The following is a 15,585-nucleotide window of genomic DNA, read 5'->3' as shown; positions in this document are numbered from 1 at the left end:
ATGATTTCCCCCGGTCGACTAACCTGCGTGCAGCCGCCACCCTCTCGTTTAGTCGCGAGATCGTGCTGATCCCGAAGCCATCGCCATCCAGACCTACGAAAGCTTTTCCTCGGTAAGCATTCTGCTGCTAAATCTGGCGGACAGCCTGGAAGACAAACCACGGCATCTGGCGATGGCGATTTATCAGTTGAGCGAGATAGGGTTGATGCTGGCGGAGCGGTCGCTGGATAACGAGCGGGCGATCAGCCCGGCGTAAAGCAAAGATCAAAAGATCGCAGCCTTCGGCAGCGCCTACAGAGGGAATGCAATTTTCCTGTAGGCGCTGCCGCAGGCTGCGATCTTTTGCTTTGGCTTTCGCTGTATCAGGCAGACGCCGGCAAAGGTTGAAAACTGAAGTATTGCTTCAACGCCTGCACCAGTTGCGCATATTCCGGGGGTGGACGCTGCAGGCTGAAACCGGCGTCGTAATGCAGCGGTGTTGCGTCTTCGTGGCACCACAGGCAGCACGCATTGAGGTCGATCACCTGCTGGCAACCATCGCTGGCGGGGATTTTCAGGCGCAGATGGAATTCGGCACCGATCATCATCGGCAACTGGCTGATAAGCATCAGCCCGTCTTCGGACACGTTGCCCAGAAAACCGATGGGTTTGTCGGTGACGCTGTTGTACACCCGGAGGAAGTACGGCAATTGATGCCGTTCGATTCGACGATCGGTAAACATGCGCAGTACGCCATGCAAGGCTCCATCACAGAGCCGCACCTTTGCTTCGGAACGTGCCTGTCGCGCAGACGCGCTCTCCCCGCTTCCGGTGGGATGGTCGCCAATACGCCATCACCTCAACAACGACCAGTCGCAGGTGTTGCCCCGATCCAGAGTCAGGCTCTGAACCGGATCACTGGACTATAGCTCAGCTTGTACAGTCGGCCAGCGTTTGTATGACACCCAGCATCAGAAGCGTTGCGGACCTGGCACTGCCGCTGCGCTGCGCGTCGGGTAATGACCCAGGCTCTGCAGGGTTTCCAGACGCGCGCGAGCACGGAAGGCGTATTCGCTGTTGGGGTACGAGGCGATGATGAACTGGTAGGTCTGCGCCGCATCAATGTACATTTTTTGCCGCTCCAGGCACTGGCCGCGCATCATCGACACTTCCGGCCACACATACGGGCGGGCCCGGCTGGCGCGTTCGACCTTGGACAGTTCGAGCATCACCTGCTCGCAATTGCCGCGATCATAGGCACTGTAGGCGTTGTTCAAATGATGGTTCATCGACCAACGGGTACAACCCGTGACGGCGAGGACGCTGAGGGCAAGGGCGGCAATGGGCAACAATCGCATGGGGGTTCTCCTGTCTTGAGTTCTGTATCGACCCCTGGTCGGAAATCTTCAGGCGCGTTTGTCCCAAAGTTGCCACGTTCAATAAAGAAAACGATAAGTAGTGCATTCGAACAATGACTACACCCTCGGAGCATAGTAGCCTTCGCTGGCGCTTGAACTCAGGAGTCTTTGCATGTCCGTCCGTCGTACCAAAATCGTCGCTACCCTTGGCCCGGCCAGTAACTCGCCGGAAGTTCTCGAACAGCTGATTCTGGCTGGTCTGGACGTCGCCCGTCTGAACTTCTCCCACGGCACCCCCGACGAGCACAAGGCTCGCGCGAAGCTGGTGCGTGACCTCGCGGCCAAGCACGGCCGTTTCGTTGCCCTGCTGGGTGACCTGCAAGGCCCGAAAATCCGTATCGCCAAATTCGCCAACAAGCGCATCGAGCTGAAGATCGGTGACAAGTTCACCTTCTCCACCAGCCATCCGCTGACCGAAGGCAACCAGCAGGTGGTCGGCATCGATTACCCGGATCTGGTCAAGGACTGCGGCGTGGGCGACGAGCTGCTGCTCGACGACGGTCGCGTGGTGATGCGCGTCGAAACCGCCACCGCTACCGAACTGCACTGCGTGGTGACCATCGGCGGCCCGCTGTCCGATCACAAAGGCATCAACCGTCGCGGTGGCGGCCTGACCGCGCCGGCCCTGACTGAAAAAGACAAGGCCGACATCAAGCTCGCCGCCGAAATGGAAGTCGACTACCTCGCGGTGTCCTTCCCGCGTGACGCGGCTGACATGAACTACGCCCGGCAACTGCGTGACGAAGCCGGCGGTACTGCCTGGCTGGTGGCGAAGATCGAACGCGCCGAAGCCGTGGCCGACGACGAAACCCTCGACGGCCTGATCAAGGCTTCCGACGCAGTGATGGTTGCCCGTGGCGACCTCGGTGTGGAAATCGGCGACGCCGAGCTGGTGGGCATTCAGAAGAAGATCATTCTGCACGCACGCCGCCACAACAAAGCGGTGATCGTTGCGACCCAGATGATGGAGTCGATGATCCAGAACCCGATGCCGACCCGTGCCGAAGTGTCCGACGTGGCCAACGCCGTGCTCGACTACACCGACGCCGTGATGCTCTCGGCCGAATCCGCTGCCGGCCTGTACCCGCTGGAAGCCGTTCAGGCGATGGCGCGCATCTGCGTCGGCGCTGAAAAGCATCCGACCAGCAAGACTTCCAGCCACCGTATCGGCAAGGAATTCGAGCGCTGCGACGAAAGCATCGCCCTGGCGACCATGTACACCGCCAACCACTTTCCGGGCGTGAAAGCGATCATCGCGCTGACTGAAAGCGGCTACACCCCGCTGATCATGTCGCGTATCCGTTCTTCGGTGCCGATTTACGCGTTCACTCCGCACCGCGAAGCCCAGGCTCGCGCAGCCATGTTCCGTGGCGTGTACACCGTGCCGTTCGATCCGGCTTCGCTGGCTCCGAACGAAGTCAGCCAGAAGGCGATCGACGAACTGGTCAAGCGCGGCGTTGTGGAAAAAGGCGACTGGGTCATCCTGACCAAGGGCGACAGCTACCACACCACCGGCGGCACCAACGGCATGAAAATCCTGCACGTTGGCGACCCGCAGGTCTGAGTGACTCGCTGAAAACCAAAAGCCCCGGCATGTGAGTGCCGGGGCTTTTTGCATTCTGAGCCTGAAGATGTGTCGATTGACCCAATGCTATCGCGAGCAGGCTCACTCCTACATTTGAAATGCGTTCCCCTGTAGGAGTGAGCCTGCTCGCGATGAGGGCAGTACAGCCACCCGAAGACTCAATGCCGTTTGATAAACCCGGTCAACGCCGCCAATGCCTCCGGCGAACGCAACCGTTGGGTGAACAATGCGCCCTCCTCCTCAATCACCTTACGGATCAGCTCGCGGTCCGGCGCCTTCATCAATTGCTTGCTGATGCGCACCGCTTCGGTCGGCAGTTCATCGAAACGCAACGCCATCTCCCGGGCCTTGCTCAGTGCCGCTTCGCCGCTGCCCAGCGCCTCGGTGGCAATCCCCCACTGCGCCGCCTGTTCACCGCTGAATCCTTCGCCGAGCAGCAACAGCTCTGCCGCTTTCGCATGCCCGAGCAAACGCGGCAGGATCAGACTGGAGCCGAACTCCGGACACAGCCCCAGATTGACGAACGGCATGCGCAACCGCGCATCGCGGCTGACGTAGACCAGATCGCAATGCAGCAGCAACGTGGTGCCAATGCCCACGGCTGCGCCGGCCACTGCGGCGACCACCGGTTTGCGGCATTCGAGCAGATTGAGCATGAAGTGAAACACCGGGCTGTCGAGGTCGCTCGGCGGTTGCTGGATGAAGTCGGCGATGTCGTTGCCGGCGGTGAAGCACTCGGCGCCGCCGGTGATCAGCACGGCGTTGATTTCAGGATCGTTGTCAGCCTGCTTCAAGGCCTCGGCAAGGTGACTGTACATCGCGCGGGTCAGGGCGTTTTTCTTGTCCGGACGGTTGAGGCGCAGGGTGAGCAAACCGCGTTCGCGTTTGAGCAGGATGGTTTCGGTCATCAGCGTTACTCAACATTAAAAAGGGCGACAGAGTTCTTTTGTGGTGAGCCAGAACTTCTGTGGTGAGCCAACCCTGCGGTGAACTGGCTATGTGGTGAGGGGATTTATCCCCGATGGGCTGCGCAGCGGCCCCAGGGTTTTGTGAGCGCTGCGCACTCAATCGGGGATAAATCCCCTCACCACCGGAGTCAACCTCACCATAGGAGTTCGGCCTTGCCACAGAAATCATTGAGCCTATGAAAGTCAGCGCTTAACCGCGGGACAGAAACACATCGGCCAGCAATTGGTTGCGCGGCAATCCGGCCAGGTACAAACGCTTGGCAAAGGCATCGACGCTGGCAGTTGAGCCGCAGACTAAGGCCAGGGTTTGCCGGGAAACAAGGCGCAGTTGCGCCAAAGCGTCGGCTGACTCGGCCGCCGTCCATAGCTCGACACTGAGGTTTTCACGCTGCGCGGCAAGCGCCGCCAGGGGTTTGGCCAGATAGTGCTCGCGCTCGTCATGGGCCAGGTGAATGACGCGGATGGCGCCCTGATGATCCTGGCGCAAGGCTTCGCGCAGCACGCCGAACAATGGCCCCAGCCCGGTGCCGGCCGCCAGCAGCCATAGCGGTCGGGTGTGCCAGTCCGGGTCGTAATGCAGCGCGCCGCCACGCAGTTCGCCGAGGCGGATCGGGTCGCCGATCTGCAGGCGCCGCGCCGCATCGCTGAATTCGCCAGGCTGGCGACAGTCGAGGTGGAATTCGAGAAAACGCTCTTCCTGCGGCAGGCTCGCCAGCGAATAGGGTCTGGCGATCTGATTGATCCACAACACCAGATGCTGCCCGGCGCTGTAGCGCAGCGGTCGTTGCGGGGTCAGGCGCAAACGCAGGACGTTGTCACTGAGCCAGTCCAGCGCCTCGACCACCGCCGGGCGCCCATCGGTGACCGGATCGAACGTGTGCACCTGCAGGTCTTCCGTCACCTGACACTGACAGGCCAGCCGCCAGCCTTCCTGGCGCTGTTCGGCGCTCAAGGCATCCGGGCGACTGTCGGCGGGCAAGCCGTTCACGCACTGCACCAGACAGGCATGGCAACTGCCGGCGCGGCAGCTGTAAGGCACCGCGACGCCGTGCTGATTCAGCGCGTCGAGCAAATTGCTGCCCGCCGCCACCGACCATTGCCGATCACCGACGCGAAGTTCAGGCATCCACGTTCTCCCATGCCGCTGCACAGCGATTGCGCCCGTCGCGCTTGGCCCGGTACAGCGCCTGATCGGCACGCTGCAAGGCGTCGTCCAGATGATCGCCCAGTTCCAGCAGGGTCATGCCTGCCGACAGGCTCAGGTTGCGCACGTTCAGGCCCACCAGTTCGACGTCGGTGAAAGCCATGCGCAGGCGTTCACAACAGGCGGTCAGGCGTTCGGCATCGCAGTCGGGCAGCAACACCACGAATTCTTCACCACCGTAACGCGCCAGCACGTCGCCGTCACGCAGACAGGCGCCCGCCACGCCGGCGAACGCCTGCAACACCTGATCGCCGGCGGCATGGCCGTGCAGATCGTTGATATGTTTGAAGTGATCAAGGTCAATCAGCGCCAGACCATGCACCACACCCGGTTCCATCTCCGCCAGTTCCCGTGAGGCCAGGCGCAGAAAATGCCGGCGATTGAACAGTCCGGTCAGCTCATCGGTGGCCACCAGATCTTCGAGCTGGCGCATCATCCCGCGCAGGGTGTCCTGATGCGCCTGCAAGGCAAACCGGCGCTGACGCATGCGTTGCCGTGAAACCTGGACGAAGCGTGCGTAAATCACCAGCCACGCCAGCACCATCGCCAGAATGCACACCTGCAACGCCGCCAATGCCGGATCCGGCAGACGGAAGTTGAAGCCGTCCCAGAGGGTGATCGCACAGAAACTGAAGAACACCAGCAGCGCGCAACGAATGAACGCGCGTCGGGATAAATGGAACAGGCCGAACAGCAGGATCAGCACGTAGAACACCAGAAACGCGCCGCGTGCTTCATCCAGATGGGCGATCAGCCAGGTCTGCCAGCCGAGCCCGAGCAGCACTTGCGCCTCGGTCAGACTGGGGTCGGAAAAGCGCTGATTGCGCCCGGACCAGAACAGCGTAAACAACGTCGCCTGGCAGATCACCACCAGCGCGCTACCAATGGCCACGCTATTCAATGATTGCGGGTAATGCCCGGTGAAAAACGCCAGCCACAGCAGCAGCAAAGCCAATCCATAGGTGGCTGCAGCGAGGGCAAAGCGTTTGAGCAAAAGACGTTGAATAGCGTTATGGGTCAATCGTTGACTCACCGTGCGATAGGAGGCTGACCGAGTGTCCTACTCTACAGACCGGATGCCACTTTAGAGGGGCGGTCGATAAATGACCACCGATTTTCGGGCCTGATAATTGACGTCAAAAACCCTTGTACATTGCCCTGCAGGAGCTGCCGAGGGCCGCGATCTTTTGATCTTCCTTTCAAAAGAAAAAGTCAAAAGATCGCAGCCTTCGGCAGCTCCTACAGAGATTGTGCGCCGACCATGCGACCAACGAATGACTGCCGACGCGTGTATGCCCTGAAGAGGCGCGGTATACTGCCGCGCCTTTTTAGCGTCGCGCCAGCAGCCCCGGCGTGCCTTGAAAGGTGCTTGCGACCGACCGATGCACCCAAGCCGCAGGCACCTTATTGAATGTTCCCGTCTTTTAGAGGAGCGCGACTCATGACCGTGATCAAGCAAGACGACCTGATTCAGAGCGTTGCCGACGCCCTGCAGTTCATTTCCTATTACCACCCCGTGGATTTCATCCAGGCGATGCACGAAGCCTACCTGCGCGAAGAATCGCCAGCGGCCCGTGACTCGATCGCGCAGATCCTGATCAACTCGCGCATGTGCGCCACGGGCCACCGGCCGATCTGCCAGGACACCGGCATCGTCACCGTGTTCGTGCGTGTGGGCATGGACGTGCGTTGGGATGGCGCGACCATGAGCCTGGACGACATGATCAACGAAGGCGTGCGCCGCGCCTACAACCTGCCGGAAAACGTCCTGCGTGCCTCGATCCTCGCCGACCCGGCGGGCGCTCGTAAAAACACCAAGGACAACACCCCGGCGGTCATCCACTACTCCATCGTCCCGGGCAACACCGTGGAAGTGGACGTGGCGGCCAAGGGCGGCGGTTCCGAGAACAAGTCGAAAATGGCCATGCTCAACCCGTCCGACTCGATCGTTGACTGGGTGCTCAAGACCGTTCCGACCATGGGTGCCGGCTGGTGCCCACCGGGCATGCTCGGCATCGGTATCGGCGGCACCGCCGAGAAAGCCGCGGTGATGGCCAAGGAAGTGTTGATGGAGTCCATCGACATTCACGAACTGAAAGCCCGTGGCCCGCAGAACCGCATCGAAGAGATCCGTCTGGAACTGTTCGAGAAGGTCAACCAGTTGGGCATCGGCGCCCAGGGCCTCGGTGGCCTGACCACCGTGCTCGACGTGAAGATCATGGACTACCCGACCCACGCCGCCTCCCTGCCGGTGTGCATGATCCCGAACTGCGCCGCCACCCGTCACGCCCACTTCGTGCTCGACGGCACTGGCCCGGCCTCGCTGGAAGCGCCATCGCTGGACGCCTACCCGGAAATCGTCTGGGAAGCCGGCCCGTCTGCCCGTCGGGTCAACCTCGACACCCTGACCCCGGAAGAAGTACAGAGCTGGAAGCCGGGCGAAACCGTTCTGCTCAACGGCAAGATGCTCACCGGTCGCGACGCGGCGCACAAGCGCATGGTCGAGATGCTGAACAAGGGTGAAACCCTGCCGGTAGACCTCAAGGGTCGCTTCATCTACTACGTCGGCCCGGTTGATCCGGTCGGCGACGAAGTGGTGGGCCCGGCTGGCCCGACCACCGCGACGCGGATGGACAAGTTCACCCGTCAGATCCTTGAGCAGACCGGTCTGCTGGGCATGATCGGCAAGTCCGAGCGCGGCCCGACCGCGATCGAAGCGATCAAGGACAACAAGGCCGTGTACCTGATGGCCGTGGGCGGCGCCGCTTACCTGGTGGCCCAGGCCATCAAGAAGTCCAAGGTGCTGGCCTTCGCCGAGCTGGGCATGGAAGCGATCTACGAGTTCGAGGTCAAGGACATGCCGGTCACCGTCGCGGTGGACAGCAACGGTGAGTCGGTACACATCACCGGGCCGGCGATCTGGCAACAGAAGATCGCCGAAAGCCTCGCGGTAGAAGTGCAGTAAGCGCTTCGCCTGCTTAAAAAGGCCGGGCCATCGCAAGATGACCCGGCCTTTTTTTGTCTGTTCATTTGCTCTTCGCAATAAAAACCATCGGCAGGAATCTTTTTTGATCTAAAAAATCGGGCATACCTGTCAGATCTGACAGGTTATCCGCAGCCCGCTACTTGATAGCGTTACTCCACCCTCACCTGTGCGGAACGGATGGACCGATGGCCGATAAAGAACTGAATATCCCCACCCCTTCTATTGCCACGCACTCTTCGTTCACGATGACTGGCGAGGGGTTCAACAACGTGGGGCCCACGGGTGGAGCATCGTTTCAATTGCCAATCCCCGTTTCCAGCGGCCGCGGTGCCGATCCGCAGTTGGCACTGACTTACAACAGCCAGTCGGGCAATGGTCCGCTCGGTCTGGGCTGGAGCATGGGCCACGGCCAAATCAGCCGTCGAACCGACAAAGGCACGCCGCGCTACGACGACGATGACGAAATCATCGGTCACGACCAGCAGATCTGTACCAAGGAGCGCAATGTCGATGGCTCGTTGAAGAGCCGAATCGAAACGACGTTCAACGACAAGGACATCGGCCGGCACACCGTGGTGCGCTACACGCCCGAGGTCGAAAGCAATTTCAGCCTCAGAGAACGCTGGGAGCCGATGCACCCGACAGATCCGAAAATAAAACTGCCGACCTTCTGGTTGGTCTCTGGCCCCAATGGCTCTTTGCACATGTACGGCAAAACCGTTGATTCACGCGTGGCGGATCCGCAAAACCCGCTTCGCGTGGCGACGTGGTTGCTCTGTGAAACCATGACTGCCCATGGCGAACACATCTATTACGAATACAAACCCGACGACACCGATCCGGACAACTTCCGCGATTACCGGTCACAGCGCTATTTGCGCCGGTTGCTTTACGGCAATTTCAGCGCCAGTCAGGAACTGTACTGCTGGACTCTGGAAAACCCCGGCGAGCTGGACTGGCACTTTCATCTGCTGTTCGACTATGGCGAACGCAGCACATCGTTGAGCGTGAAACCGGACTATGACGTCCCGGGCACGCAGCCTCGGCCGGTTCGCCCCGATGCCAGCTCGGCGTTTGGCCACGGCTTCGAAATCGCCACACGCAGACGCTGCGAACAAGTGTTGATGTTTCACTATTTCCCCACCGAAACGGGTGACGACCCGGTGCTGGTCCGGCGCTTGCTGCTCAAGTACAACGAGCACATAGCCGATTGGAGCTACAGCCTGCTCACCTCGGCTTACTACCAGGCCTGGGGTCCCGGTGGCGATGACGATATGGAACTCTCCCCACCCGTACAGTTCGAGTACGCGCCCCTGGAACTCGATCAAACGCCAACGCCCTTGTTTGCCGAGGAGAACATGCCGGGCATTGATGGGGGCCAGCATTATCACTGCGTTGATCTGTATGGCGAGGGCGTGCCGGGTTTTCTCTGCCGCTATGACCAGGCCTGGTATTACCGCGAGCCGGTTCGTGGAAAATCGGGGCCCGATGACATCGCCTACGGACCTTGGTCGGTGCTGGACAACCTCCCGGTAATCAACAGTAAAAAATCGGTGATGCAGATACTCACCACCCTGTCGGGCAGCGGACGCTTTGACTGGCTCACGGCGCAACCCGGATTTGCGGGGATACGCTCAATGAACCCGGATCGAACCTGGTCCGAATTCAAGGAGTTCAATCAAATCCCCATAGAACTGTTCGGCGCATTCGCACAGCTCGGCGACCTGGCCAACGAAGGCCTGATGTCGGTCGCCTTGATCGGGCCTCGCTCCGTGCGTTTTTATCGCAGCAAAGTTGAGGAGGGCTTTGCGCAAGCGGAAGAAGTCCTGCATGACCCCGACGATGATCGCCTGCCGTTGTTCAGCGATGTCCGCAGCGAGCTGGTGCTGTTCGGCAATCTGCTTGCCAGCGATACCACCGAGCTGTGTCGCATCCGCCACGACGAAATCAAATGCTGGCCGAATCTGGGCTTCGGCAAGTTCGGCAAGGGTCGCGTGCTCAGCGGTCCGGTCTTTGAATACGACACCTTTGACGCCTCGCGAATACGCATTGCCGACCTTGACGGTTCCGGTGCGCCGGCGCTGATTTACCTGAATGCCAATACCTTCGATATCTACCTCAATCATGGCGGCAACAGTCTGGCAACCGTTCCGATCCGCGTACCGTGGCCTGAGGGTGTGCAGTTCGAACGAACCTGCGAGGTGACATTTGCCGACTTGCAAGGCTTGGGCTGTTCCAGCCTGATCCTGAGCGTGCCGCACATGAAACCGTGCCACTGGCGTTACGATTTTGTTGCGGCCAAACCCTACCTGATGAGGTCGAGCAACAACAACACGGGCTGCAGCGCCAGCATCGTCTATCGCAGTTCCGCGCAGGAATGGCTGGACGAAAAGCAGCAATGGCTTGCCGTCAATCCCGAGGGTGTACCGTCATGCTATTTGCCACTCAATGTTCAGGTGGTGAAGCAACAGTTCCAACTGGACGAAATCACCGGCAATTGCCTGAGCCAGAGTTTCAGCTACCGCGAGGGTTACTACGACCCCCTGGCCCGTGAATACCGGGGTTTCGGCTACCTGGAACAAACCGACAGCGAGAGCCTGTCGGGGACCGAGGACACCAGCTTCACCGCGCCGATTCGTGCCTGCAGTTGGTACATCATCGGCCAGTACATGAACCGGCCCCGCGACGGTTACTTCGCCAGCGACCGCGAAGACGTGCCGCTGGGCGGGACCGTGATCACGCGATATGACGCGGAGCTGGAGCGCGATATTCCTTTCACCCCGAAGCCGGACAGCGTTCTACCGTATGAAATCGCCCGGGGCATGTCCGGCACGCTCATGCGCACCGAAATCTACAACGCCGAAGATCCTCCACTGACGGCAAAACCTTACACGGTCGAGGAATATCGCTACCTGGTGCGCGAGGTTCGCCCCAAGGGTGATCACTATCCCGACGCTATCATCCTGCCCCTGTCACTGGAAAAAATCAGCTATCAGTATGAGCAGTTCATCGACGATCCCTTGTGCAGGCATGAACTCGATCTGCGCTGGAGCGCATATGGCGCGCCCACCCATTCGCTGCTCGTCAGCTACGCACGCCGCCGGATCGCTGCGGACACCCCGCCCTTCGTGGACAAGGATGAACAGCGCTGGTGGATCGACGCTCACGACGAAGCTCAGAAGTCGTATCACATAAGCGAGAGTCGGGCGCGATTCATCGACTTCGATGACGGTGCACAACGTCGCCAACTGGGGCTGGTGTGGCAGGCGCGCAGCGATGCCCTGGTCTTGCCCAAAGGCAACCTTCCGAACGGGCTCAACCCTGGCGAGGTGTCTTTCGAGCTGTTGACCCCGCACCTGGATTCAACTCAATGGAAAGCGCTGCGCGTGCTGACGCAACAGTCTGAACAGCGCTATCTGAAAACCCTGGATCAGTCCTTGCTGGACGGTGGCAAGGCCGAATACGAAGCGCTGGCCGGCCCCACGGAAATCGCGCAGATTGACAAGACCGCCCTGCAAGCTTACGACGTGCTGCCACCGCCCTTTGAGATTCGTGCAGCGTTGCGCGAAATCGGTTATTTGCCGATGAAGTTGTTTTTCGAAACATCGCAGCCCGGCGAAGAAGAAAACCTGTGGTCAAGCACCTGCAACTTCGCCAGATACGCCGACCTCGCCGGTTTTTTCAAAGTGCGGGAATACAACGAAACGCCCAGCCACGGCGTGACAAAAACCCAGTACGACGATTATCGACTCAGGGTCCGGAGTGTCGAATTGCCGGACGGCTGCACGACTTCGGTCACGCACGACTACCACACGCTATTACCCTCCAGCATTCTCGATGCCAACGGAAATATCCAAGAGGTCATGTATGACGCCGCAGGCCAGCCGCTTGCGCTGAGCTTTCACGGCACCGAAAACGGTGTTGCCGCCGGTTTCCATGCGCTGAGCGATTTCGTACGGCCCGACAATCTTCTGCCAGGGCCCGCCATTGAAGATCCGGTCGGGGCTGTGCAAGGCGCCGCCAGCACCCTGCGCAAGGACCTGTTCAGCTGGATGGGGGTGTTACCTGCGGGCATCAGCGCCGAATTGCTCGCCACCTGGATTGCCAGCGGCGATGTACTGCCCAGCGGCCACATCTGCGCCAGTGCCCGTCAACGGCTGCGGCAACGAGGGGCGCTGACTGCTGCGGATCAAGCCCTGAGAGAAGTGATTGCCAGTGTCCCGAGAGAGCCACTGCACAGCGTTGTCTTCAGCGCTGACCGCTACCCCGGCGAGACGATTGCAGCGCAGATACAGATCAGCAAAACCTGCGTCGACGGCTTTGGCCGCACGCTGCAAACGCAGCAATTGGTCGAACCCGGCATCGCCTATGCGGTGGGTAATGACGGCGCGCTGATCGTCGAGGACGGCAAGCTTCTCGAGGTGCATGCCGAGTCGCGCTGGCGGGTCAGCGCGCGGGTCGAGTACAACAACAAAGGGCTGGCGGTGCGGCAGTTCCGGCCGTTTTTTGCCGACACCCATGGCTACGTCAATGACCAGTCCCTGCAACGCTTTGGCTACTTCGATCAACTGTTCTATGACCCGCTCGGTCGCCCGATCAAACTGATCAACGCCAAGGGCTATTTTTCCCGCGAGACCTATCATCCGTGGTATCAGGCCAGTGAGGACTTCAACGACACCGTCGAAGAGGTACCTCTGCATTGAATATCCACCGGCGTACCCCTTTGCTGGAAGCGACCGACAGTCGTGGACTCGCGGTACGTCGGATCGCCTATTGGCGCAGCGATGCCGAAGCCACGCCGGTGACGCTGGTGACTCGTCTGGAACATGATTTGGCCGGACGTAATATCGCCCAATGGGATCCACGTTTGCCCAGGCCCAGTCTCATGACTGTCTACACCCTGACGGGGCAGCCTCTGGAGACCCAAAGCGTTGACGCAGGCACCCGCCTGAGCCTGCCAGGGCTGGCAGGACAGACACTGCAACGCTGGGATGGCCGAAATGCAATCTGGCTCATGACGTATGACCGCCAATTGCGACCACTGAGCATCAAGAATTCCGCCAGCCCGGCAGACGATGAAACGCTCACCTACGCTGATGCGTCGGCTGATGCCGGATACAACCTGCGCGGGCGACCGCTAAGGCAAGATGATTCTTCAGGTTCTTTGCAAGTACAAAGCTATAACCTCGTCGGTCAAGCCGTTAGAGAACAACGCATCTTTTTCGACGAGAAAACCTTTATCAGTCAACGCACCTGTAACCCGCAGGGCCTTTTGGTGGCGCAGACGGATGCAGGTCAGCATCGACAACAGATGCACTACGATCTGGCCGGGCAACTCAAAGCCACACATCTGACGTTAAAGGGTGGCGTTCAGTCGTGGGAGGTGCTGCTCGACGCTCAATACAACGCCGCCGGACAGCTTGTCCTGCAAAGGAATGGCAACGGCGTGAGCGAACACTGGCAGTACGACCCGGCCAATGCTCGCCTGATCAGGCAATGGGCACAAAAAGGCAGTGAGCCTCCCATTCAGGACTTCGAATACACCTATGATCCTGTGGGACTGATCACCCGAATCGTCGATGCAGCCTTCAAGCCGGTCTTTTTTGCCAATCAACGCTCCGACGGCACCCGTACGTTCGATTACGACTCCCTCTACCAACTGAGTGGCGCCACCGGCTGCAGTGCCGCAGCACACCCGCAAGGCCCGACCTGGCCGCCCCCCACCGACCCCAAAGACCTGCGTCAATACCGACATACCTACGAATATGATCATGGCGGCAATCTGTTCAAAATCATTCAGGTGCGCGAGGGGGCGAGCCGTACCCAGCAGATGTTCATTGACCTGCACAGCAATCGCGGCGTCTGGCATGAGCCGGGTGATCCGCTTCCGGACCTCTCCCGCCTGTTCGACCCGCACGGCAACCTGATGGAAAGACTGCCTGGGCAACCGCTGCTATGGAATAGCCGCGATCAATTGCAGTCAGTGGTGATGGTCTCCCGTCCCGACGCCCCGGACGACGCCGAACACTACCTGTATAGCCAGGGCCTGAGGATCTATAAACGTCACGACCGCTACAGCACAAAAATCAGCCACTTTCACGAAGTGCGCTACCTGCCGGGCCTGGAGATATCCTGTAAGGAAAATGGTGAAGAACTGCATACCATCACCGTCACGACCGGCGCAGGCACTGTTCGTTGCCTGTACTGGGAAAGCGATCCTTCGAATATCGGCAGCACGCAACTGCGCTACGGCCTGAACGATCACCTGAGTTCGTGCCTTATCGAACTTGATCAGACAGCACAGTTGATCAGCCACGAACGATTCTTCCCGTTTGGCGCGACCGCCTCGTTCACAACGCGTTCAGATGTCGAGGTCGACTACAAAACCATCCGCTACAGCGGCAAAGAGCTGGATCGCAGCGGGTTCTATTACTATGGCGAACGGTATTACGCTCCGTGGCTGGGGCGCTGGACGCAGCCGGACAGGCACGGCGTGGTGGATGGGTTGAATCTGTACTGCATGAGCGGTAACAACCCGATCAACTTTGTCGACCGGCAAGGTGCGACGGTCGTGCCCGCACAAACTGCGATCAATATGCCTTCTCCCGGCCCCACACGCAGACCGTCAACGCAAAGCACGGCGGCGCAAGCACCCGATGTGCCGGCATGGGTGGATAACCCTCAAGATAATCCGCCTGGCCACCTTCCCCCAAAACCCGAGCAGACATGGCGCCAGTGGGGTAAGGCGAGCGTACTGACAGCCGTGAACTCCAGGGTGGGGCTGGCCCTGTTACCCGTCGGTACATCGTCGCCCGCCAACGCTGCCATCGTTGCAACAGTTTTGACGGCTGCTGCTCAATTCACACTGGGCACCACGCTGTTCAATCCGGGCTGGTCCCCACCGGGGACATGGAATCCGGGTGGAGACGGCGCGCTGCCGCCCGCCGATGTTACGCAGCAAATCAACCGGACGTTCAACATGACCACGCTCGGCGTCACGACTACTGCGACGATTGGCGGCATGATACTGGGGCCGATAGTGGGCGGCTATGTCGACGAGCTGAGGGGCACCAAAGACAAGGCGGCGAAAAACGCTCAAGCAGGAAAATGGCTCGACAAGGCCGACGAATTGATTGCGGAACTGCGATTGCAAGAGCACGTTTCGGACAAAGCACTGAATGCGTTGCATGACCAGGTACTGGAGTCCGAGGAATTGACCGGGATCAGTTGGCGAAGCATGGGCATGCTCGAGAAAATTACCCGAATGCGACCACCCAAGGCCAGCCAATTGTCGCGCAGGAACTCAGCGCCTTCTGCTTTCTCTCTGAACACCGATTTTCAGCGAGGTGATGCTTCTCGTATACCGCGTAGACGTAAACCCGCGACGGCTCTTTAGAATGAGCTAACGCTCAGCCGCTCTTATCCTTTCGGGCCGGGGCCATGCT

At 59.9% G+C, this 15,585-nt stretch carries 9 protein-coding genes and 1 pseudogene; 5 read left to right on the top strand and 5 right to left on the bottom strand.

The features are described 5' to 3' along the window. Nucleotides 1-64: 64 nt before the first annotated feature. A pseudogene (locus BW33_RS30210) lies at nt 65-256 on the top strand (DUF6124 family protein); the annotation flags it as partial. A 106-nt stretch (nt 257-362) separates the two neighbouring features. Here BW33_RS30210 and BW33_RS13430 read toward each other — a convergent pair. Further along, the gene (locus tag BW33_RS13430; RefSeq protein WP_047599467.1) at nt 363-722 is read right to left on the bottom strand and encodes a PilZ domain-containing protein; all 360 of its coding nucleotides are present in this window, start codon (nt 720-722) and stop codon (nt 363-365) included. A gap of 228 nt (nt 723-950) precedes the next feature. After that, the gene (locus BW33_RS13425; protein ID WP_047599465.1) at nt 951-1,337 is read right to left on the bottom strand and encodes a tetratricopeptide repeat protein; all 387 of its coding nucleotides are present in this window, start codon (nt 1,335-1,337) and stop codon (nt 951-953) included. A gap of 172 nt (nt 1,338-1,509) precedes the next feature. Between BW33_RS13425 and pyk the strand changes: the two genes are divergently transcribed. Beyond that, on the top strand, nt 1,510-2,961 hold the full coding sequence (pyk, locus tag BW33_RS13420) for a pyruvate kinase (protein ID WP_003227610.1): 1,452 nt from the start codon (nt 1,510-1,512) through the stop codon (nt 2,959-2,961). A 179-nt stretch (nt 2,962-3,140) separates the two neighbouring features. On the opposite strand, the gene BW33_RS13415 is transcribed toward pyk, so the two are convergent. From BW33_RS13415 to BW33_RS13405, 3 genes are all read right to left on the bottom strand, one after another. Beyond that, nucleotides 3,141-3,890, bottom strand: a complete 750-nt coding sequence (locus tag BW33_RS13415; protein WP_047599463.1) for an enoyl-CoA hydratase-related protein — start codon at nt 3,888-3,890, stop codon at nt 3,141-3,143. 250 nt (nt 3,891-4,140) lie between these two features. After that, on the bottom strand, nt 4,141-5,076 hold the full coding sequence (locus BW33_RS13410) for an iron-sulfur-binding ferredoxin reductase (RefSeq protein ID WP_047599460.1): 936 nt from the start codon (nt 5,074-5,076) through the stop codon (nt 4,141-4,143). Further along, entirely contained in the window at nt 5,069-6,175 is a 1,107-nt protein-coding gene (locus BW33_RS13405) for a GGDEF domain-containing protein (protein WP_047599458.1), read from the bottom strand. Before BW33_RS13405 ends, BW33_RS13410 begins: the two co-directional genes overlap by 8 nt. 420 nt (nt 6,176-6,595) lie before the next feature. On the opposite strand from BW33_RS13405, the gene BW33_RS13400 reads away from it, so the two are divergent. The 3 genes from BW33_RS13400 (at nt 6,596) to BW33_RS13390 (ending at nt 15,536) form a co-directional block, all read left to right on the top strand. Continuing rightward, nucleotides 6,596-8,119, top strand: coding sequence for a fumarate hydratase (locus BW33_RS13400; protein WP_003227616.1), 1,524 nt, complete (start codon nt 6,596-6,598; stop codon nt 8,117-8,119). A 206-nt stretch (nt 8,120-8,325) separates the two neighbouring features. Then, nucleotides 8,326-12,843: a SpvB/TcaC N-terminal domain-containing protein gene (locus BW33_RS13395; protein WP_047599456.1), complete on the top strand. Its 4,518-nt coding sequence runs from the start codon at nt 8,326-8,328 to the stop codon at nt 12,841-12,843. A 20-nt stretch (nt 12,844-12,863) separates the two neighbouring features. Next, nucleotides 12,864-15,536 carry an RHS repeat domain-containing protein gene (locus BW33_RS13390; protein WP_052032718.1) on the top strand — a complete coding sequence of 891 codons (2,673 nt, stop codon included), beginning with the start codon at nt 12,864-12,866 and terminating at the stop codon, nt 15,534-15,536. The last annotated feature ends 49 nt before the right edge of the window (nt 15,537-15,585 follow it).

The sequence above is a fragment of the Pseudomonas sp. RIT288 genome (assembly GCF_000631985.1).
Lineage (GTDB): Bacteria > Pseudomonadota > Gammaproteobacteria > Pseudomonadales > Pseudomonadaceae > Aquipseudomonas.
The sequence above is the reverse complement of the archived record's forward strand: the minus strand, read 5'-3'. Positions and strand labels throughout refer to the sequence as shown.

Coding starts and splice junctions, on each gene's coding strand:
- BW33_RS13430 (WP_047599467.1), bottom strand. CDS start 722: ATGTTTACCGATCGTCGAATCGAACGGCATCAATTGCCGTACTTCCTC.
- BW33_RS13425 (WP_047599465.1), bottom strand. CDS start 1,337: ATGCGATTGTTGCCCATTGCCGCCCTTGCCCTCAGCGTCCTCGCCGTC.
- pyk (WP_003227610.1), top strand. CDS start 1,510: ATGTCCGTCCGTCGTACCAAAATCGTCGCTACCCTTGGCCCGGCCAGT.
- BW33_RS13415 (WP_047599463.1), bottom strand. CDS start 3,890: ATGACCGAAACCATCCTGCTCAAACGCGAACGCGGTTTGCTCACCCTG.
- BW33_RS13410 (WP_047599460.1), bottom strand. CDS start 5,076: ATGCCTGAACTTCGCGTCGGTGATCGGCAATGGTCGGTGGCGGCGGGC.
- BW33_RS13400 (WP_003227616.1), top strand. CDS start 6,596: ATGACCGTGATCAAGCAAGACGACCTGATTCAGAGCGTTGCCGACGCC.
- BW33_RS13395 (WP_047599456.1), top strand. CDS start 8,326: ATGGCCGATAAAGAACTGAATATCCCCACCCCTTCTATTGCCACGCAC.